Below are 19,178 nucleotides of genomic sequence, written 5' to 3'. Positions count from 1 at the left end.
AAAAAGGGGGAGGGAGTGCGCGCAAAACGGACACGAGGAAGCGCAGGATGGCCGAGGCTCTCATCTACGATCACGTCCGCACCCCGCGTGGCCGCGGCAAGCCGGACGGGGCGCTGCACGAGGTGACGGCGCTCCGCCTCGCCGAGACGGCGTTGCGCGCGTTGAAGGAGCGCAACAACCTCGACACCCGGGCCGTCGACGACGTGGTGCTCGGCTGCGTCGATCCGGTCGGCGAGGCGGGCGGCGACATCGCCCGCGCCGCCGCCCTGGTGGCCGATTACGGCCCCCACGTGCCCGGCGTGCAGATCAACCGCTTCTGCGCCTCCGGCCTCGACGCGATCAACTTCGCGGCGGCGCAGGTGATGGCCGGCCAGCACGACCTCACCGTCGGCGGCGGCGTCGAATCCATGAGCCGCGTCGGCCTAGGCGCCTCGGGCGGAGCCTGGCCGGTCGATCCCGCCATCGCGGTCAAATCCTACTTCATGCCGCAGGGCGTCTCGGCGGATCTGATCGCCACGAAATACGGCTTCAGCCGCGACGACTGCGACGCCTACGCGGTCGAATCGCAGAAGCGCTCGGCCAAGTCCTGGGAGTCGGGCCTGTTCAAGAACGCGGTCGTGCCGGTGAAGGACATCAACGGCATCACCCTGCTCGACCGCGACGAGCACATGCGGCCCTCCACCGACATGCAGTCGCTGGCGGCCCTCAAGCCTTCCTTCGTGCAGATGGGCCAGATGGGCGGCTTCGACGCCGTGGCGATCGACGCGCATCCGGACGTGGAGGCAGTGAACCACGTCCACCATGCCGGCAATTCCTCCGGCATCGTCGACGGCGCGGCCGCGGTGCTGATCGGCTCGAAGGAGGCCGGCGACGCCGCCGGGCTGAAGCCGCGGGCCCGCATCCGCGCCTTCGCCAATATCGGCTCGGACCCGGCCCTGATGCTCACCGGCCCGGTCGACGTGACCAAGAAGGTGCTGGCCCGCGCCGGCCTCAAGCTCTCCGACATCGACCTGTTCGAGATCAACGAGGCCTTCGCCTCCGTGGTCCTGCGCTTCCAGCAGGCCTTCGATCTCGATCCGGCCAAGGTGAACGTGAACGGCGGCGCCATCGCCATGGGCCATCCGCTGGGCGCCACCGGCGCGATGATCCTCGGCACGGTGCTCGACGAGCTGGAGCGCACCGGCAAGGAGCGGGCGCTCGTCACCCTCTGCATCGGCGCCGGCATGGGCACGGCCACGATCATCGAGCGGGTTTGATCGGCGGGCGGCCCGCGGACGGTCCCGAGCCGGCTCGCGGGCTTTGCCCGAAGGTCACAATCGCTGCTAAGGCGGCTCACCCTCGCGCCGGATCCCGGCGCCATCGTGAAAAAGGGAGAAACGCCAAGATGCTGACGACGACGATGCCCAGGAAGACTCGTTTCAAGGCGCTGCCGCTCCTCGCCGCCCTCGCCCTCACCGCCGCCCCCCTGGCGGCGCGCGCCGACGAGACCGCCGACAAGGTCGCCGTGGCCAAGGAGATCGTCGACAAGACGGTGCTGAAGACCCTCGACACCGGCTTCAGCGGCGCGCTGGAGAAGACCGTCGCCCCGATGAAGGACGACAAGGCCGAGCAGGTCCGCAAGGAGGCCCGCGCCGAGTTCGACAAGCAGCGCACCGCCCTGCTCGACGGCATCTCGAAGCAATACGCCGAGAAGTTCAGCCTCGATGAGCTGAAGCACGTGCTCCAGATCTACGAGGACAAGACCTACCAGAAGTTCCAGGCCGTCAACGCCGACCCGAAATCCGAGGTGAACCTCATCTCGCAGGCGGCGGTGACGAAGCTCCTCAACCTGCTGACGCTCGCCGCCGCCGGCGACCAGCAGGGCGGCATGCCCGGCCCGGTTCCGGTGCCCTCGCCCGCGCCGGCCAAGTAGGGCCGGCACGGTCACCCTTCGCCGCCCCGGCGGCCGGCCGGAGCGGGCTTCCGCTCCGGCGAGATCTCCAGAGAACCGTCCCGGCCCCGCGGCCGGCCCATCCGAGGATACGCGATGAGCGCCTACACGAATTTCCGCTTCGAGACCGATGCCGACGGAATCGCGCTCGCGACCTGGGACATGCCCGGCCGCTCGATGAACGTCATCACCATGGAGGTGATGGAGGATCTGGAGCGGATCATCGACGCCGTCGTCGCCGATCCCGCGATCAAGGGCTGCGTCGTCACCACCGGCAAGGACACCTTCTCCGGCGGCGCCGACCTCACCATGCTCCAGGGCCTCGGCGCCGAATACGAGCGGCTGAAGGCCAGCGACGGCGAGGAGGTGGCGATGCGCCACTTCTTCGAGGCCTCGCGCCGCCTCAGCCTGGTGTTCCGCAAGCTCGAGACCTGCGGCAAGCCCTTCGCCGCCGCCGTCCAGGGCCTCTGCCTCGGCGGCGCCTTCGAGCTCGCCCTCTCCTGCCATTACCGGGTGCTCGCCGACGACGAGGCGACCCGCGTCGGCCTGCCGGAGATCAAGGTCGGCCTCTTCCCCGGCGGCGGCGGCACCCAGCGCGTCGCCCGCCTGATGCAGACCGGCGACGCCCTGCAGATGCTGTTCAAGGGCGAGCAGCTGCGCGCGCTCATGGCCAAGAACATGGGCCTCGCCCACGAGGTCGCCCCCCGCGCCGAGATCGTCGAGAAGGCCCGCGCCTGGATCCTCGGCGGCGGCTCGGCCGTGGCGCCCTGGGACGTGCCGAAATTCAAGGCGCCCTCCGGCAAGGTCTACTCCCCCGCCGGCATGATGATCTGGCCCCCGGCCAACGCGATCTACCGCCGCGAGACCCACGACAACTACCCGGCCGCCAAGGCCATCCTGGCCTCGGTCTACGAGGGCCTGCAGCTTCCGATGGACCTCGCCCTCAAGGTCGAGAGCCGCTACTTCGCCCATATCCTGCGCACCAAGGAGGCGCAGGCGATGATCCGCACCCTGTTCATCTCCATGGGCGAGCTGAACAAGGGCGCGCGCCGGCCCAAGGGCGTCGAGAAGACGAAACTCGCCAAGATCGGCGTCGTCGGGGCGGGTTTCATGGGCGCGGGCATCGCCTACGTCACCGCGGCCGCCGGCATGGAGGTCGTTCTGATCGACCGCGACGTCGAGGCCGCGGAGAAGGGCAAGGCCTACGCCCACAAGCTCATCACCGGGCAGATCAACCGCGGGAAGGCCAAGACCGCCGACCGCGACGCCCTGCTCGCCCGCATCCAGACCACGGCCGATTATGCCGACCTGTCCGGCTGCGACCTCGTGATCGAGGCGGTGTTCGAGGATCCGAAGGTGAAGGCCGAGGTGATCGCCAAGGTCGAGGCCGCCATCCCCGAGACGGCGATCTTCGCCTCCAACACCTCGACCCTACCGATCTCCGGCCTCGCCAAGGCCTCGTCGCGGCCCGAGCGCTTCATCGGCATCCACTTCTTCTCGCCGGTCGAGAAGATGCTGCTCGTCGAGATCATCAAGGGAGCGGCCACCGGCGAGCAGGCGATCGCGACGGCGCTCGACTATGTCCGCGCCATCAAGAAGACCGGCATCCTCGTCAACGATTCCCGCGGCTTCTTCGCCAATCGCTGCGTCCTGGCCTATGTCCAGGAGGGCCACAAGATGCTGATGGAGGGCGTGCCCCCGGCGATGATCGAGAATGCCGGCAAGATGGCCGGCATGCCGGTCGGCCCGCTCTCCCTCAACGATGAGGTGGCCCTCGATCTCGGCCTGAAGATCCTGAAGGCCACCGAGGCGCAGCTCGGCGAGGCCGCCATCGATCCGGACCAGAAGCGTCTTCTCGTCGAGATGGTCGAGCGCCGGGATCGCCTCGGCCGGAAGAACAAGCGCGGCTTCTACGATTACCCCGAGAACGAGCCGAAGCGGCTCTGGCCCGGCCTCGCCGAGCTTCAGCCGACCCGCCTCGACCCGGATTCCCTCGACGTGGAGGAACTGAAGAACCGGTTCCTGGTGGTCCAGGCGCTCGAGGCCGCTCGCACGGTCCAGGAAGGCGTCATCGACGATCCCCGCGAGGCGGATGTCGGCTCGATCCTCGGCTTCGGCTTCGCGCCCTTCACCGGGGGTGCCCTGTCCTATATCGACTTCATGGGCGCGAGGGGCTTCGTGGAGCTCGCCCGGTCGCTCGAGGCCAAGCACGGCCCCCGCTTCGCGCCGCCGGACAACCTGGTCTCCATGGCGGAGACCGGATCCCGGTTCTACGACGCGCTGTCGAAGAAGGCGGCCTGAGCCGCCCTCCCCGACAAGGCGACAAAGGCCAAGCTTTTTTCATCGGGGCGGAACCCTCTTCCGCCCCGGCTGTTCATGCGGCGACGCACAAGGAGCCTTCCCGTGTCGAACATCGTCCGCATCCTGCTCGCCCTGTTCCTGCCGCCGATCGCCGTGCTTTTGACCACGGGCATCGGCCTGCAGTTCCTGCTGAACATCCTGCTGACACTGCTCGGCATCCTTCCGGGCTCGGTCCACGCCCTCTGGCTGATCCTGCGCGATCGCTGAAGCCGGCCTTCGGCACGGCGCCCATCAAGGCGCCGAGCGGGCGCCGGGGCGGAACCCGGCAAAAATTGCAGCCCCAAATCGAGACGCACGAACCCAGCGGAGCCGTTGCGAATCTTTACCCTGAACCGGGCATGGTCGCGAGGTCAGTCGCGTAACCGGTGTTTGCCATGGCTTCCCCGCGTACCGCGGCCGCCGGCGCCACCGCCCGGAAACAGGTCTCGCGTACCGGGCGGATCGCGTCGGCGCCGCGGATGGGTCTTGCACCCTCCGTCCAGCGTCTCCCCAGCAACTTTCCGCTCGACGAGATCCTGATCGGCGATTGCATCGCCGCCCTGGAGCGCCTGCCCACGGCGAGCGTCGACTGCGTCTTCGCAGACCCGCCCTACAATCTCCAGCTCGGCGAAGCCGGCCTGATGCGGCCGGACCAGAGCGTGGTCGACGCGGTCGACGACGACTGGGACAAGTTCGCGAGCTTCGACAGCTACGACGCGTTCACCCGCGCCTGGCTGTCCGAGTGCCGCCGGGTGATGAAGCCGAACGCGACCCTCTGGGTGATCGGGTCCTACCACAACATCTTCCGGGTGGGCAGCGCGTTGCAGGATCTCGGTTTCTGGATCCTTAACGACATCGTCTGGCGCAAGGCCAACCCGATGCCGAACTTCCGCGGCAAGCGCTTCACCAATGCCCACGAGACCCTGATCTGGGCCTCCCGCTCGGCGCAGTCGAAGAGCTACACCTTCCACTACGACGCGCTGAAGGGCGGGAACGAAGACCTCCAGATGCGCTCCGACTGGTTCATCCCGCTCTGCACGGGCGAGGAGCGCCTGAAGGACGCCGCCGGGCGCAAGGTGCATCCGACCCAGAAGCCGGAGGCCCTGCTCGCCCGCACCCTGCTCGCCGCGACCAATCCCGGCGACGTGGTGCTAGACCCCTTCTTCGGCACCGGCACCACCGGCGCGGTCGCCAAGCGCCTCGGCCGCCACTTCATCGGCTGCGAGCGCGATCCCGTCTATGCAGAGGCCGCCCGCCGCCGGATCGACGCGGTCGAACCGCTTTCCCAGGCCTCCCTGCTCGTCGCCCCGACCAAGCGCTCGGAGCCGCGGGTGCCGTTCCTGAGCGTGATCGAGGCGGGGCACCTGCGCCCCGGCGAGACGCTCACCGACGAGCGCCGTCGCTTCACGGCGGTGGTGCGGCCCGACGGCAATCTCGGCGTCGGGCCGGTGATGGGCTCGATCCACAAGGTCGGCGCCCTGGTTCAGGGCCTGCCCGCCTGCAACGGCTGGACCTTCTGGCACGCCGAGCGCGGCGGCAGGCTCGTCTGCATCGACACCTTCCGCGCCGCGTTCCGCAGCGCGGGTGCGGCCGCCGAGTAGGAACACGGGGGCATCGTCTCTTCCGAAAGCCGGCCACCACCTTCGGGACGATGCCCTATCGGCTGCCCGCGGGCTTGGGCGGCTTCTTCACGACCCGGGCGAGCTGTGAGGGCCGGTTCGAGACCGGCTTCTGCAGCGGCCCGCGCCGGGCCGGGCGCTCCGGCTCGGCCGGCGTCGCGAGGTCGGGCGCGGGCGCGGCGACGGGTGCGCTCGGGGCCTCGCCCGCGGGCTTGGCCAGCGCATGGGCCAGCACCTTCTTCATCACCCCCGGCAGCGGCTCCTCGTCGAGGCGGTCACGGGGCGTGAAGCGCATGCCCTCCGGGGCGGGCGCGCCCGCGGCCAGGCGCGCCGCGAACACCGTCAGCTCCAGCGGGAAGTGGGTGAAGCCGTGCTTGACCAGGCCCGGCAGGCGCTTCCAGCGGGCGTCGATCGGCGCGTCGAGCAGGGCCTTGGCGGGATCGTAATCGGGTAGCCAGGCGCTCGTCGGCGGCTCGGCCATGGCCCCGAGCAGCCCCTCCGCGGGACGCGTCCGCAGAAGCACCGCCTCGTCCCCCGCGCGAACGGCGACGAAGGCCGCGCCACGGCGCAGCACGCCCTTCTCCTTCTTCAGCTTGCGCGGGAACGTCTCCTGCAGCCCCTCGGCCCGGGCCAGGCAGGGCCGCATCCAGGGGCAGAGGGCGCAGGCCGGGCGCTTGGGCGTGCAGATCGTGGCGCCGAGATCCATCAGCGCCTGGGCGAAATCGCCGGCCCGCCGCTCCGGCACGACCGCTTCGGTGAGCGCGCGCAACGCCGGCCGGGCGGCGGGGATCGGCGTCTCGACAGCCCGCAGCCGGCTCATCACCCGCTCGACATTGCCGTCCACCGCCGCCGCCTTCCGGTCGAAGGCGATCGCCGCGATGGCGCCCGCGGTATAGGCGCCGATGCCGGGGAGCTTGCGCAGGCCCGCCTCGGTGTCCGGGAAGGTGCCGGCTTCGGCCACCGCCTTGGCGCAGGCGTGGAGATTGCGCGCCCGCGAGTAGTAGCCGAGCCCGGCCCAGGCGGCCATGACGCTCGATTCGGGCGCGGCGGCCAGAGCCTCGACCGTGGGAAACAGCGCCAGGAATTTCGCGAAATACGGTTTGACCGCCGCGACGGTGGTCTGCTGCAGCATGACCTCCGAGAGCCAGACGCGGTAGGGATCCGGCGTCTCCCCCGGCAGGGCCCGCCACGGCAGCACCCGGCGGTGCCGGTCGTACCAGTCGAGCAGATCCGTCGCGAGCGATCCGCCGGGATCGGTGGCTTCGGCTTGCGGGGAGGACGCGGCGGGCGCGGGCATGGCCCGTCCATAGCGGGCCGGCCCGAGCCGTCAAAGCGCCCGCACGCCACCCGGACCGGCCGCCGGGAAAATTTTGCGCGACCGTGTCGGAGCCGCGCGGGGCCGCCCGTCCTCCGGGCCTCGACCCCGAGGAGGAGATCCCGATGCCCTATGTCGACGGCTTCGTCGTGCCGGTGCCGAAAGCCAAGCTCGATGCCTACCGGGCGCTCGCCGAGACGGCGGCGTCGATCTGGAAGGAGCATGGCGCCCTCGCCTTCGTCGAGTGCATCGGGGATGACGTGCCCCAGGGCGAGCTGACCTCGTTTCCCCGGGCGGTGCAGGCGGAAGAGGACGAGGTCGTCGCCTTCTCCTGGATCGTCTTCCCCTCCCGCGAGGCGCGGGACGCGGTGAACGCCAAGGTGATGGCCGACCCGCGCATGGATTGCGATCCGGCGACCGCGCCCTTCGACGCGAAACGGATGATCTATGGCGGCTTCACGCCGCTGCTGGGGCTGTGACGGCGGCATCGTCCAAAGGATGCGTCGGCCCCGGGAAGCCGCTCCCGTCCGGCCCCGGTCTGCGCTAAGCTGATCCGCTCCGGCGCCAGGGTGGTGCCGGAGCGAAACCGGATGCTTCCATGGCGCGCGTCAAGCCGCTCGCGGACCTGATCGAGAGCTGCGTCGGGCCGGCCTTCGCCGCCCAGGGCTTCGCCTCCACCGACATCCTGGCCGCCTGGCCGGAGATCGTCGGAGAGCGGCTCGCCCGCTTCTGCCGCCCGGAAAAGCTCGAATGGCCCCGCCGCCGCCGGGCCGAGGGAACGGCGCCGGAATCCGGCACCCTCGTCGTCTGCGTCGAGAGTGCCTTCGCCATCGACTTGCAGCACCTCGCTCCCGTGGTGATCCAGCGCGTCAACGCCCATTACGGCTGGGCCTGCATCCACCGGATCTCCCTGCGCCAGGGCCGGGTGAGCCCCCCGACACGCCGCGCGCTCGCCAGAAATCTCGATCCGGCGAAGCGCGGCGAGGTGGCGCTCGCCGTCTCGCGCATCGAGGAGGGGGGCCTGCGGGATGCCCTCGACCGGCTCGGCCTCGCCGTGGTCGCCGAGCAGCCCGGCGGCAGAACGCCCAAGATTCGGTGAGGAGCGGGGGCGCGGCATGGGCTGCGCTTGCCTTCTCGCGAACCCGGGCCTACCGCCTTCACCTTGAGAACGAGCTTTCGCGAGCGAAGGGAGCGCATGCGCACGATGATCACCCGGCGCGATACCATCAAGACCGTCGGCCTCGCCGCCGGCGCGGCCCTCCTCATGCCGCGCCTGACCCTCTCGGCCCTGGCTCAGTCCGTCGACGAGGCCGCCCTCGCCCAGCCCGGCCCCCTCGGCGACGTCTGGCTCGGCAACAAGGACGCCAAGGTCACGATCATCGAATACGCCTCGATGACCTGCTCCCATTGCGCGCATTTTCACGCGACGACCTGGCCGGTCCTGAGGGAACGCTACATCGACACGGGCAAGGTGCGCTTCACCCTGCGGGAGTTTCCCCTCGACCCGCTCGCCACCGCCGCCTTCATGCTCGCCCGCTGCGACGGCGACGCCAAGTACTACCCCATCACCGACCTGCTCTTCGACCAGCAGCCGAACTGGGCCTTCGTGCGCAAGCCGCAATCCCCCGTCGATGCCATGGAACAGCTGCTGCGCCAGGCCGGCTTCTCCAAGGAGAAGTTCGAAGCCTGCCTGAAGGACCAGAAGATCTACGGCGCCATCAATGCGGTGAAGGCACGGGGCCTCGACACCCTCAAGGTCGAGTCGACGCCGACCTTCTTCATCAACGGAACCAAGTATTCCGGCGCCATGTCCATCGAAGAGATGGAGAAGATCATCAAGCCGATCCTCGGCGCCTGAGGAGCCCCGACCCGATCCGAAAAGCCGAATATTATCAATTGTTTAACATCATGGCGGCGCGCCTTGACACCCAAGATGGGCGAAACTATGGTGCGCCGCGCCTGAGGGGCGTTTCGGTTCCCTTCGCTCTCGACATCGTGAGTTTTCGCCGTTGAACGGCAACGAAACAGGTGACGGGCGCGAGGACGGGGCGGACGCCGGAGGCGACCTTTCCGCGAGGCTCAGACGTCTCGAGACGCAGCTTGAACGGAAGCGGCCTTCCGCTGCTCCCGGTCATTCCACGCGTGCCGATTCATCGGGGGGCCCGTCACCGCTCGGCCAAGCCATGCGGCTTTCGACCGAGTTCGTGGCAGGCGTGATCGCGGGAGGAATCCTCGGCTGGATCTTCGACCATCTCCTGGGCACGAGGCCCTGGGGGTTGATGATCTTCCTGGTGCTCGGCTTCCTCACCGGCATCTACAACGTCATGCGTCTGTCCGGCTTCGGCGGGATGGGGGGCGTAAACAAGAAACCTTGAGCGGAAGGGCTTGAGGACGCGCTCGCTTCGTGTATGGCGTCACGCGAGCACGGGCGCAGCGGGTTCTTCCGCGGCGCGAGAACAAAGGGCGGAAGCGGTCTTATGGCGGTCTCGATCGACCCGATCCACCAGTTCGAGCTTCATCCGCTCGTGTCGCTGGGCCATATCGGCAACCAGCAGCTCGCGTTCACGCAGTCGGCGCTCTACATGTTCGCCGCCGTGGGCGTCATCGCCCTCATCACCATCGTCGCCACCGCCTCGCGCTCGGTCGTCCCGGGCCGCATGCAGGCCCTGGCCGAGGTCTTCTACGAATTCATCGCGGACACGCTGCACCAGGCCACCGGCGACGGCGGCAAGCGCTTCCTGCCCCTGGTGTTCTCGCTGTTCATGTTCGTGCTCATCCTGAACCTGTTCGGGATGATCCCCTACGCCTTCGCGGTGACGAGCCACCTGATCATCACCTTCGGCCTCGCCGCGCTGGTGATCACCGTCGTCGTCGCCTACGGCCTGATGAAGCACGGCACCCACTTCCTCGGGCTGTTCGTGCCGTCGGGCGTGCCGAAGCCGCTGCTCGCCATCCTGGTGCCGATCGAGATCATCTCCTTCATCTCGCGCCCGATCAGCCTCTCGGTCCGTCTCTTCGCCAACGTGCTCGCCGGCCACATCGCGATGAAGATCTTCGCCTTCTTCGTGGTGCAGCTGCTGCTCGCCGGCGCCTGGAGCGTGCTCTCGCCGCTGCCGCTCTTCCTCACGATCGCCCTCACCGCCCTGGAATTCCTGGTGGCGGCCCTCCAGGCCTACGTCTTCGCGACGCTGACGGCGATCTACCTCAACGACGCGCTTCACCCCGGCCACTGATCCGGTCGATCCACCCGCCGCAACGAAAATCGTTCAAGACACTCAGGAGTTCATGATGGATCCCGTCGCTGCCAAGTACATCGGTGCCGGTCTCGCCTGCCTCGGCATGGCGGGCGCGGGCATCGGCCTCGGCAACCTGTTCGGTCAGTTCCTCGCCGGCGCCCTGCGCAACCCCTCCGCGGCCGACGGCCAGCGCGCCACCCTGCTCCTCGGCTTCGCGCTGACGGAAGCGCTCGGCATCTTCTCGCTGCTGATCGCCCTGCTGCTCCTGTTCGCGGTCTGATCCGTCACGGGGCCGGCCGCCCGGGCGCATCGCCCGGGGGCCGGCTCTTTTCCGCCAAGGCGCATCGGTTGCCCCGCCTCCTGCGGGGCGCCCAGTTTCCGTCCCGGACGAGGCAATGGCCGAGCATCATCCCCTCACGACCCCCTCGCCGAACGCGGACACCAAGATCGATCCGCATGCGGGCGCGCATACCGAGCATCCCTCGGGCGGCCACGGGGGCGCCTTCCCGCCCTTCGAGAGCCACACCTTTCTCTCGCAGCTCATCTGGCTCGCGCTGGCCTTCGGCCTGCTCTACTACCTGATGGCCAAGGTGGCGCTGCCGCGGATCGAATCGATCCTGCATGACCGTTCGAACCGGCTCGCGGCCGATCTCGACGAGGCCCAGCGCATGAAGTCCGAGGCCGACGCCGCGGGCGAGGCCTACGAGAAGTCCCTGCGGGAGGCCCAGGCCAAGGCCCAGGCGATCGCCCAGGAGACGCGCAACGCCCTCTCCGCCGAGTCCGATGCCAAGCGCAAGGCGCTCGAGGCCGAGCTGAACCAGAAGCTCGCCGCCTCCGAGGCGACCATCCGCAGCCGCACCGCCGAGGCCATGGGCAATGTCCGCACCATCGCGGGCGAGACGGCTTCCGCGATCGTCGAGCGCCTGACCGGCACCGCGCCGGACACCGCGAGCCTCGACCGCGCCCTCGACCGGGCCTCCCTGGCCCACTGATCCCGACGAGACCTCGAGACGAGCATGTTGCTGACAGCGGAATTCTGGGTCGCCGTCGCCTTCGTGGTGTTCATGGCGATCGCCTGGAAGGCGGGCGCCTTCGGCATGATGACGAAGGGCCTCGACGGCCGCGCCAAGCGCGTCCGCAACGAGCTCGACGAGGCCCGGCGCCTGCGTGAGGAGGCCGCCGCCGTGCTGGCCGACTACAAGCGCCGCCGCACCGAGGCCGAGCGCGAGGCCGAGCGCATCGTGGCGAATGCCCGCGAGGAAGCCCAGCGCGCCGCCGAGGAGGGCCATGCCCGCCTGAACGACTTCGTCGCCCGCCGCACCAAGTCGGCCGAAGCGAAGATCGCCCAGGCCGAGGCCCAGGCCGCCGCCCAGGTCCGGGCCGCCGCCGCCGACGCCGCGGTGAAGGTCTCGGAGACGATCCTGCGCGAGCGTCTCAGCGGCGATGCCGCCCAGGCCCTGGTGAAGTCCAGCCTCGGAGAGGTGAAGGCCCGCCTGCAGGCCTGAGCCGAACCGCTCCGACGTGACGAAGACGAGCCGCCCCCTCCGGGCGGCTTTTCTTTTGGCCGCCGCCATGCTGGTCGTTGCGGGCACCGGCCCCTAACTCCGGCAGCGCGGACGCGGTCGTATCTGCCCGCTCCGCTTCCGGAGACGGTCGGCCGGCCCATCCTTTCCCGGGGCCTGAAAGGGTGCAGGGTCCCGGCTCGAAGAAAAATCCCACCCGAGAGGAAGACGACCCATGACCCTGGTTTCGGTGATGTATCCGGGCGGTGCCGATGCCCGTTTCGACATGGACTACTACCTGACCAAGCACATGCCGCTGGTGGCCGAGCGCTGGTCGACCCTGGGCCTGAAGGAGGCCAAGGTGGTCAAGGGCGTCGCGACGCCGGACGGTGCCCCCGCCCCCTATCCGGTGATCGCCCTGCTGACCTGGGATTCGGCCGACGCCTTCTCGGCCGCCGTCGCCCGGCACGGCGCCGAGATCTTCGGGGACATCCCGAACTTCACGAACACCCAGCCCTCCGTCCAGATCAACGACGTGGCCTGGACGCATCCGGCGCAATAGGACGAGGCAGGACGCGGGCGATGATCGACATCATCAAGCAGGTTCAGGAGAAGAATCCGGGGCTCGGCACGACCATCATCGTGCTGCGCGCCGATTCGCGGGCGCTCGCGGGACCGGACCGGCTGACCCCGGAGGCGCAGGCTTGGCTCGACGCCAAGGCGCCGGATGCGCACCTCGTGCAGGAGACGATCTTGCTCGCGCCCTATCCCGGCGCCGCGCCGGTCGAGCGCACGGTGACCGTCCTGTCCTTCAAGGATGCGATGCAGCTCGCCGCCTTCGCGACGGCCTGGACGGCCGATCCGATCCCGGACGAGGAGGAGAAAGAGGAGAGCGCCTGAGGCGCCCTCCCCTCTTCGAGGGGTCAGGCCCGCTCGGCGTGCTCGCGGGTCACGAAGGCGATCCGGATCATGTTGGTGGCGCCGGGAATGCCGAAGGGCACGCCGGCCACCACCGCGACCCGGTCGCCGATCTCGGCGAAGCGCTCGCGCACCGCGAACTTCGCCGCGCGGAAGGCCATGTCGTCCACGTCGCTCGCATCCTTCGTCACGATCGGATGCGTGCCCCAGACGATGGCGAGGCGGCGGGCGGTCTCCCGCTTCGGGGTGAGCGCGATCACGCTGGCATTGGGCCGCGAGCGGGCGAGGCGCTGCACGGTCGAGCCGGAATGGGTCCAGGCCATGATCGCCCGCAGGCCGAGGGCGTCGACGATGGAATGCGCCGCGGCGGCGATGGCGTCGGAGGCCGTCGCCTCCGGGCTGGAGCGCTGGGCGGTCAGGATCGACCAGTAGAGCGCGTCCTTCTCCACCTGCTCGGCGATGCGGCTCATGGTCGTGATCGCCTCGACCGGGTACTGGCCCGCCGCGCTCTCGGCCGAGAGCATCACCGCGTCCGCGCCCTCGTAGACGGCGGTGGCGACGTCCGACACCTCGGCGCGGGTCGGCACCGGAGCCGTGATCATCGATTCGAGCATCTGCGTCGCGACGACCACGGGCTTGCCGAGGCGGCGCGCGCCGCGAGTGATGCGCTTCTGGACGCCGGGCACCTGCTCCAGGGGCATCTCCACGCCGAGATCGCCGCGGGCGACCATGATGCCGTCGGAGACCTCGATGATCTCGTCGAGGCGGGCCAGAGCCTGCGGCTTCTCGATCTTGGCCATCACCAGGGCGCGGCCGGCGGCGACCTTCTTCACCTCGGCCACGTCCTCGGGCCGCTGCACGAAGGAGACGGCGATCCAGTCGGCGCCCGCGTTCAGCCCCGCCTCCAGGTCGGCGCGGTCCTTCTCGGTCATGGCCGGCAGGGGCAGCACCGTGTGGGGCAGCGAGACGCCCTTGCGGTTCGAGATGCGGCCCGCGACGTCGACGCGGGTGACGGCGCGTCCCTCGCTCACCTCGGTGACATGCATCCGCAGCTTGCCGTCGTCGACGAGCACCTCGTGCCCGACCTCGAGGGCCGTCAGGATCTCGGGATGGGGAAGGTAGACGCGATTCGAATCACCCGGCGTCGGGTCGGAATCGAACACGAAGCTCTGCCCCTGGACGAGCTCGACCCCGGTCTCGGCGAAGGCGCCGACGCGGAGCTTGGGCCCCTGCAGGTCGACGAGGATGCCGATCGGGCGCTTGGCCTCGCGCTCGATCGTGCGGATCACCTCGATCTTCTCCGGCAGCTTCTCGCGCTGGAGATGGCTCATGTTGATGCGGAACACGTCGGCGCCCGCCTGGAACAGCTTGGCGATCATCTCCGGCGTGTCGGAGGCCGGACCCAGGGTTGCGACGATCTTCGTACGGCGTGCGCGCTTCAATCCCGCCTCCATGTCCGTAGGACCCGCCGGTGCAGGGATACCGGGAGCGGGAACGGCTCGGCGAAGGGGAGGCCCGTGAGAAGGTGGGCGGATCGCCGTGCGAGTGCTGCGGTCAAAAGCCTCGCCGGCCCCGCGCCGTCAAGGGCCGAGTGCGGGGCTGCAACCACGGATGCGTGAACCGCGAGGGCGGAGGCCTTGCCGGCAAAGGAAATGCGAAAGGCCGCAAAATGCGACTCGGACCGGCTTTCGGGAAGGGTTCTCGGCGACCTGTGGCGCACAAGTCATAGGTGAAGAGTCAAGCTCTGCCGTAACCTAGGGTCAGATATGCCTTTCGAGGAAGCTCACCCCATGAAGAAGCTGGTTCTGACGGCCGCGGCCGTCGCGCTCCTGACGAGCGCCGCCTCGGCCGCCGATCTGCCCCGCCGCGTCGAGCCGCCGGTCGTCTTCACGCCCGTCCCCGTCTTCACCTGGACCGGCTTCTTCGCCGGCGTCGAGACGAGCTACAGCTTCCTCGACCGTCAGCGCTACACCACCACCGGCATCGACACCGCCAACATCACGGCGATCAATCTCGGCCAGCGCGTCGGCGCGGTCCGCTCCCGCGACATCGACGGGCTCGGCAGCCTCGGCGGCGGCTTCGGCTACAACTATCAGTTCACCCCCGGCTCCGGCATCGTGGTCGGCGCGGCGCTGAACGTCGACTGGACCGACATTCACAAGAACACCGTCGCCATCGGCAATCTGGGCGACCCGAGCGTCTATCGCTCCAGCCTCGAGTGGCTCGGCACCCTCAACGGCCGCGTCGGCTACGCCTTCGACCGGTTCATGATCTACGGCACCGGCGGCCTCGCCTTCGGCTATGCCGAGAACAGCGCCGCCTTCTACGGCAACGACCTCACCCTCCGTTATGCCGGCGGCGACATCAGCTTCCGCACCGGCTTCGCCTATGGCGGCGGCGTGGAATACGCCATCCCCGAGGACAGCTTCCTGAACTACCTGAGCGTCGGCAAGTATCTCGGCATCAAGTCGAGCGCCGTGACCCTCAAGGCCGAGTACCTGCACTACGACCTCGGCTCCCGGAACGTGCTCGTCGCCAATACCGGCCTGCCCGGCGTGTTCGGCACCGGCTACAATGTCCGCTTCAACAACGAAGGCAACATTATCCGCGCCGGCTTCAACTACAAGTTCGGCGAGTAAGACGTCGATCCTCGACGCGTTCGACGGCGGGGGCGGGTGTTCCGAAAGGGGCGCCCGCCCTCTTCGTTTGGGCGCCTTGCGGCGAGGTCAGGAAGACCGGCCCGCGGTTACGGCTCGCCGCTCAGCGGCTGGCCGGGATCGCCGAGCTGGATCGTCCAGCTCTTCTGCTCGCCGGTATCGACCTCGATGAAGCCGTTGCGGTCGTAGCCGCGGGCGAGGCAATCCTCGACGCCGCGGATCGTGAAGGCGGTGTCCTTGGTGCACATCATGGCGCGCCCGCTCCACTCGCCGCCGCGCGTGTAATCGACCGCGAAGACGTAATAGAAGCGCGCGGCCAGCGCCCCGCGCAGCAGCGTGGCGCAATCCTTCGGCTTCAGATCCCACCAGCCTTCCGTGACCCAGCCCTGGGGGTCGCGGTAGCCGAGGGTGACACCGACCTTGCTGGCGGTCTGGTTGCACAGCCGCAGATCCGCCTGGGCCGGTCCTGCCAGGATGCACAGGCCGGCCGCCCAAACGGCGAGGGGGGCGCGACGCCGGCGGCCGCCCCCCTGCTTCACGACATGTTCGAACAAGTCAGCCGACGAGGATGATGCGGCAGTCGTTGACATTGGTGCGGGTCGGTCCCGGCTGAACGAGGTCGCCGATCGTCGCGAAGAAACGCGTCGAATCGTTGTCGGCGAGCATCGCGGCCGGGTCGAGACCGGCAGCGCGGGCGCGCTCCAGCGTCGTCGCATCGATCAGGCCGCCGGCGGGGTCCGTGGCGGCGCCGCGGCCGCCATCGGTGCCGTCGGTGTCGGCGGCGATCGCGGCAATGCCCGGGGCGCCTTCGAGCGCGATCGCGAGGGCCAGGGCGTATTCCTGGTTCGGGCCGCCATCGCCCTCGCCGACGATCGTCACGGTCAGCTCGCCGCCGGAGATCAGCGCGACCTTGCGGCCGGCCGCCTTCGCCTGCCGGGCGAGGCGGGCATGCTCGGCGGCGACCGCGCGGGCCTCGCCTTCGAGGTCGGAGCCCAGCATCTCGACCTCGTAGCCGGCCGCCTTCGCCGCCGCGGCGGCAGCCTCGAGGGCGTCGATCGGGCGGGCGATGATGCGGTACTCGGCCCGGGCGAAGGCGGCGTCGCCCTCCTTCGGGGTCTCGTTGGCCGGGTCCGTCAGCAGGGCGCGGGCGGCCTCCGGCAGGGGGATCCTGCGGCGCTCGCAGATCGCCAGCGCGTCGGCGAGGGTCGAGGGATCGGGCACGGTCGGGCCGGAGGCGATCACCGAGGGATCGTCGTGGGGCACGTCGGAGATCGCAAGCGTCAGGATCCGGCGGGCGTTCCTGGCCGCGACCGCGAGCCGGCCGCCCTTGATCCGCGAGAGGTGCTTGCGCACCGCGTTGATCTCGTTGATCGGCGCGCCCGAGCGCAGCAGCGCCTTGGTGATCGCCTGCTTCTCGGCGAGCGTCAGATCGCCCGCCGGGGCGATCCAGTTGGCCGAGCCGCCCCCGGAGAGCAGCACCAGCACCTCGTCGTCCGGACCGGCCGCAGACGCGATCTCGAGCGCCCGCTTCGTCGCCTCGATGCCGGCGGCGTCGGGCACGGGATGGCCGGCCTCGACCATGGTGATGCCCGGCGCGTCCTCGCCGTAGCCGTGGCGCGCCACCGCGAGGCCGACGATGCGGTCCTCGGGGACGCCGTGCTCCTCGCGGTAGAAGCGGCTGGCGACGGCGGCCATGCTGCCGCCGGCCTTGCCGGCCCCGAGGATGATCAGGCGGCCCGGCGTCGGTGCCGGGAGATGGCCGACCAGGCATTTGCGCGGATGGGCGGCGGCGATCGCGTCGTCGAGAAATCGGTTCAGGAGGCTTCGCTGGTTCGCGGTTCCCGGATCCTGGTGTGCGGGCGCGGTCATGCGGGGCCTCCTCCTCTCAGGTGCGTCGTTATAGATGATGCTTACCCTGCAAACCGCTGTGCCCGAGGCTCGGCGCCGCGGCAAGCCGGAAACGGCACCGTTCCCGCATGACCTGCCCGCATGGAGAGCGGGCCGGCCCTCCCCCTCCGCCTCGCCCTTCCGCCTTGGCTCGGCGCCGTTCGAGCCCAGATAGCTGCCATGACGTCCTCAGCCGCCCTGCCCCGCACCGACCCCCTTCCCCCCGAGCAGCCCGTCGAGACGATCCCCGGCCATCCCGGTCGCGGGCTCCTCGTGCTCTGCGACCATGCCTCGAACTTCGTCCCGGACGACCTCGGCCGCCTCGGCGTGCCGGAGCCGGAATTCGCCCGGCACATCGCCTACGACATCGGCGCCGCTGCGGTGACCCGGCGCCTCGCCGCGCTCCTCGACGTGCCGGCGGTGCTCACGACCTTCTCGCGCCTCGTCATCGACCCGAACCGGGGCCGCGAGGATCCGACCCTGGTGATGCGCCTGTCGGACGGGGCGATCATCCCCGGCAATGCCCGCATCGACGCGGCCGGCATCGCCGAGCGCATCCGCCGGTTCTACGCGCCCTACGACCGGGCCGTGGACGCGGCGATCGCCGCGGCGCAGGAAACGGGCCCGCCCCCGATGATCCTGACGATGCACAGCTTCACGCCGTTCTGGCGCGGGGTCGCCCGCCCCTGGCAGGTCGGCATCCTCTACGACGGCGACGAGCGCCTGAGCCGGCCGCTGATCGAGGCGCTGCAGGCCGATCCCGCCGGGCTGACGGTCGGGGACAACCAGCCCTATGGCGGCGGCCTGCCCGGCGACACCGTCGACCGCCACGCCACCGCCCGCGGCTTGCCCAACGCCCTCGTCGAGATCCGCCAGGACCTCATCGCCGGCGCCGAGGGCCAGGAGGAATGGGCGCAGCGCTTCGCGGCCCTGCTGCGGCCGATGCTGGCCCGGCCCGCTTGACGCGCGGCGCCGCCGCGCCGACCTGAGGCGCGAGACATCGCAGAGGCGCGAGGAACCAGAATGTCCGACATCGACCCCGCCACCCGGACCGAGCTCGAAGCCGCGGTGTTCCGCCGGCTCGTCGCGCATCTGCGCAACCGGACCGACGTGCAGAACATCGACCTGATGAACCTCGCCGGCTTCTGCCGGAACTGCCTATCCAACTGGCTGAAGGACGCCGCCGACGAGCGGGGCCTCCCCTTGAGCAAGGACGAGAGCCGGGAGCAGGTCTACGGCATGCCCTACGAGGCGTGGAAGCGGCTGCACCAGTCCGAGGCCAGCCCGGCGCAGCAGGCCGCCTTCGCCGCGCAGGCCAAAGGGCCGGACGGCCATTGAGTTCGCCGGCCCGGCGGGACCCGCGCAATGACTCGGTAAGCCTGACGGGCTAGGTAGGCCGTTCCGGCGTGCCCTCGGGGCGCGCCCCCATATTTCAGGGAATTCCCGTCATGGCCGCCTCCCCCGCCCCCGCCGTCGATCCGTCCTCGGTCGCCGCCGACCAGCTGAAGAGCATCATCGAGCGCATCGAGCGCCTCGAAGAGGAGAAGGCCGGCCTCGCGGGCGACATCAAGGATGTCTACGCCGAGGCCAAGGCGAACGGCTTCGACGTGAAGGTGCTGCGCAAGATCATCTCCATGCGCAAGCGCGACCACGCCGAGCGCCAGGAGGAGGAGGCGATCCTCGAACTCTACATGCAGGCCCTCGGCATGGTCTGATCCCTTTTCCGCTCGACGAGAGCGGAGACGGGATCGGCAAGCCTGCGCGGCGTCTCTGG

Annotated in this window: 23 protein-coding genes; 19 read left to right on the top strand and 4 right to left on the bottom strand. The window is 69.7% G+C overall.

The window, feature by feature from the left end; genetic code table 11:
* The first annotated feature begins 47 nt into the window (after window positions 1–47).
* The 5 genes from MMB17_RS11670 (at window position 48) to MMB17_RS11650 (ending at window position 5,871) form a co-directional block, all read left to right on the top strand.
* Window positions 48–1,256 carry an acetyl-CoA C-acetyltransferase gene (locus MMB17_RS11670; protein ID WP_241102019.1) on the top strand — a complete coding sequence of 403 codons (1,209 nt, stop codon included), beginning with the start codon at window positions 48–50 and terminating at the stop codon, window positions 1,254–1,256.
* A gap of 128 nt (window positions 1,257–1,384) precedes the next feature.
* Window positions 1,385–1,912 (top strand): hypothetical protein, encoded by a 528-nt coding sequence (locus MMB17_RS11665; RefSeq protein ID WP_238311660.1) that lies wholly within the window; start codon window positions 1,385–1,387, stop codon window positions 1,910–1,912.
* Between the two features lie 114 nt (window positions 1,913–2,026).
* Window positions 2,027–4,231 carry an FAD-dependent oxidoreductase gene (locus MMB17_RS11660; RefSeq protein WP_241102018.1) on the top strand — a complete coding sequence of 735 codons (2,205 nt, stop codon included), beginning with the start codon at window positions 2,027–2,029 and terminating at the stop codon, window positions 4,229–4,231.
* 102 nt (window positions 4,232–4,333) lie between these two features.
* A complete protein-coding gene (locus MMB17_RS11655; protein WP_238311662.1) occupies window positions 4,334–4,498 on the top strand; it encodes a YqaE/Pmp3 family membrane protein in 165 nt (54 codons plus the stop codon).
* A 167-nt stretch (window positions 4,499–4,665) separates the two neighbouring features.
* Entirely contained in the window at window positions 4,666–5,871 is a 1,206-nt protein-coding gene (locus MMB17_RS11650) for a site-specific DNA-methyltransferase (protein ID WP_276518069.1), read from the top strand.
* Window positions 5,872–5,926: 55 nt separating this feature from the next.
* Here MMB17_RS11650 and mutY read toward each other — a convergent pair whose 3' ends face one another.
* Complete coding sequence (gene mutY / locus MMB17_RS11645) at window positions 5,927–7,186, bottom strand: A/G-specific adenine glycosylase (RefSeq protein WP_241102016.1); 1,260 nt, start codon at window positions 7,184–7,186, stop codon at window positions 5,927–5,929.
* A 143-nt stretch (window positions 7,187–7,329) separates the two neighbouring features.
* On the opposite strand from mutY, the gene MMB17_RS11640 reads away from it, so the two are divergent.
* The 10 genes from MMB17_RS11640 to MMB17_RS11595 all read left to right on the top strand — a co-directional run bounded on the left by MMB17_RS11640 (window position 7,330) and on the right by MMB17_RS11595 (window position 12,842).
* On the top strand, window positions 7,330–7,683 hold the full coding sequence (locus tag MMB17_RS11640) for a DUF1428 domain-containing protein (RefSeq protein ID WP_241102178.1): 354 nt from the start codon (window positions 7,330–7,332) through the stop codon (window positions 7,681–7,683).
* A gap of 119 nt (window positions 7,684–7,802) precedes the next feature.
* Window positions 7,803–8,303 (top strand): DUF721 domain-containing protein, encoded by a 501-nt coding sequence (locus tag MMB17_RS11635; RefSeq protein WP_241102015.1) that lies wholly within the window; start codon window positions 7,803–7,805, stop codon window positions 8,301–8,303.
* Between the two features lie 105 nt (window positions 8,304–8,408).
* Complete coding sequence (locus MMB17_RS11630; RefSeq protein ID WP_238311761.1) at window positions 8,409–9,062, top strand: DsbA family protein; 654 nt, start codon at window positions 8,409–8,411, stop codon at window positions 9,060–9,062.
* Window positions 9,063–9,213: 151 nt separating this feature from the next.
* Complete coding sequence (locus tag MMB17_RS11625; protein ID WP_241102014.1) at window positions 9,214–9,579, top strand: AtpZ/AtpI family protein; 366 nt, start codon at window positions 9,214–9,216, stop codon at window positions 9,577–9,579.
* A gap of 102 nt (window positions 9,580–9,681) precedes the next feature.
* Entirely contained in the window at window positions 9,682–10,437 is a 756-nt protein-coding gene (locus tag MMB17_RS11620) for a F0F1 ATP synthase subunit A (RefSeq protein WP_238311668.1), read from the top strand.
* Window positions 10,438–10,492: 55 nt separating this feature from the next.
* On the top strand, window positions 10,493–10,720 hold the full coding sequence (locus tag MMB17_RS11615) for a F0F1 ATP synthase subunit C (RefSeq protein ID WP_007566773.1): 228 nt from the start codon (window positions 10,493–10,495) through the stop codon (window positions 10,718–10,720).
* 115 nt (window positions 10,721–10,835) lie between these two features.
* Window positions 10,836–11,432 carry a F0F1 ATP synthase subunit B gene (locus MMB17_RS11610; RefSeq protein WP_238311669.1) on the top strand — a complete coding sequence of 199 codons (597 nt, stop codon included), beginning with the start codon at window positions 10,836–10,838 and terminating at the stop codon, window positions 11,430–11,432.
* Between the two features lie 27 nt (window positions 11,433–11,459).
* Entirely contained in the window at window positions 11,460–11,945 is a 486-nt protein-coding gene (locus MMB17_RS11605) for a F0F1 ATP synthase subunit B family protein (RefSeq protein ID WP_238311762.1), read from the top strand.
* Window positions 11,946–12,177: 232 nt separating this feature from the next.
* Window positions 12,178–12,504 carry an EthD family reductase gene (locus MMB17_RS11600; RefSeq protein WP_241102013.1) on the top strand — a complete coding sequence of 109 codons (327 nt, stop codon included), beginning with the start codon at window positions 12,178–12,180 and terminating at the stop codon, window positions 12,502–12,504.
* 20 nt (window positions 12,505–12,524) lie between these two features.
* Window positions 12,525–12,842: a hypothetical protein gene (locus tag MMB17_RS11595; protein WP_241102012.1), complete on the top strand. Its 318-nt coding sequence runs from the start codon at window positions 12,525–12,527 to the stop codon at window positions 12,840–12,842.
* Between the two features lie 23 nt (window positions 12,843–12,865).
* On the opposite strand, the gene pyk is transcribed toward MMB17_RS11595, so the two are convergent.
* Window positions 12,866–14,302 (bottom strand): pyruvate kinase, encoded by a 1,437-nt coding sequence (gene pyk, locus MMB17_RS11590; RefSeq protein WP_238311672.1) that lies wholly within the window; start codon window positions 14,300–14,302, stop codon window positions 12,866–12,868.
* Between the two features lie 348 nt (window positions 14,303–14,650).
* On the opposite strand from pyk, the gene MMB17_RS11585 reads away from it, so the two are divergent.
* Window positions 14,651–15,499 carry an outer membrane protein gene (locus MMB17_RS11585; RefSeq protein WP_238311673.1) on the top strand — a complete coding sequence of 283 codons (849 nt, stop codon included), beginning with the start codon at window positions 14,651–14,653 and terminating at the stop codon, window positions 15,497–15,499.
* A gap of 107 nt (window positions 15,500–15,606) precedes the next feature.
* Here MMB17_RS11585 and MMB17_RS11580 read toward each other — a convergent pair whose 3' ends face one another.
* Window positions 15,607–16,107: a DUF1036 domain-containing protein gene (locus MMB17_RS11580; RefSeq protein WP_238311674.1), complete on the bottom strand. Its 501-nt coding sequence runs from the start codon at window positions 16,105–16,107 to the stop codon at window positions 15,607–15,609.
* On the bottom strand, window positions 16,073–17,386 hold the full coding sequence (locus MMB17_RS11575) for a glycerate kinase type-2 family protein (RefSeq protein WP_241102011.1): 1,314 nt from the start codon (window positions 17,384–17,386) through the stop codon (window positions 16,073–16,075). The genes MMB17_RS11580 and MMB17_RS11575 overlap by 35 nt, the downstream gene beginning before the upstream one ends.
* A gap of 198 nt (window positions 17,387–17,584) precedes the next feature.
* Here MMB17_RS11575 and MMB17_RS11570 point away from each other — a divergent pair, with 198 nt between their 5' ends.
* From MMB17_RS11570 to MMB17_RS11560, 3 genes are all read left to right on the top strand, one after another.
* Window positions 17,585–18,367 carry an N-formylglutamate amidohydrolase gene (locus MMB17_RS11570; protein WP_241102010.1) on the top strand — a complete coding sequence of 261 codons (783 nt, stop codon included), beginning with the start codon at window positions 17,585–17,587 and terminating at the stop codon, window positions 18,365–18,367.
* Window positions 18,368–18,427: 60 nt separating this feature from the next.
* Complete coding sequence (locus MMB17_RS11565) at window positions 18,428–18,742, top strand: DUF1244 domain-containing protein (RefSeq protein WP_238311677.1); 315 nt, start codon at window positions 18,428–18,430, stop codon at window positions 18,740–18,742.
* A gap of 110 nt (window positions 18,743–18,852) precedes the next feature.
* Window positions 18,853–19,119 carry a DUF2312 domain-containing protein gene (locus MMB17_RS11560; protein ID WP_238311678.1) on the top strand — a complete coding sequence of 89 codons (267 nt, stop codon included), beginning with the start codon at window positions 18,853–18,855 and terminating at the stop codon, window positions 19,117–19,119.
* The last annotated feature ends 59 nt before the right edge of the window (window positions 19,120–19,178 follow it).

Source organism: Methylobacterium organophilum, assembly GCF_022533465.1.
In the GTDB taxonomy this organism is placed as follows: Bacteria; Pseudomonadota; Alphaproteobacteria; order Rhizobiales; family Beijerinckiaceae; genus Methylobacterium; species Methylobacterium organophilum.
The sequence above is the reverse complement of the archived record's forward strand: the minus strand, read 5'-3'. Positions and strand labels throughout refer to the sequence as shown.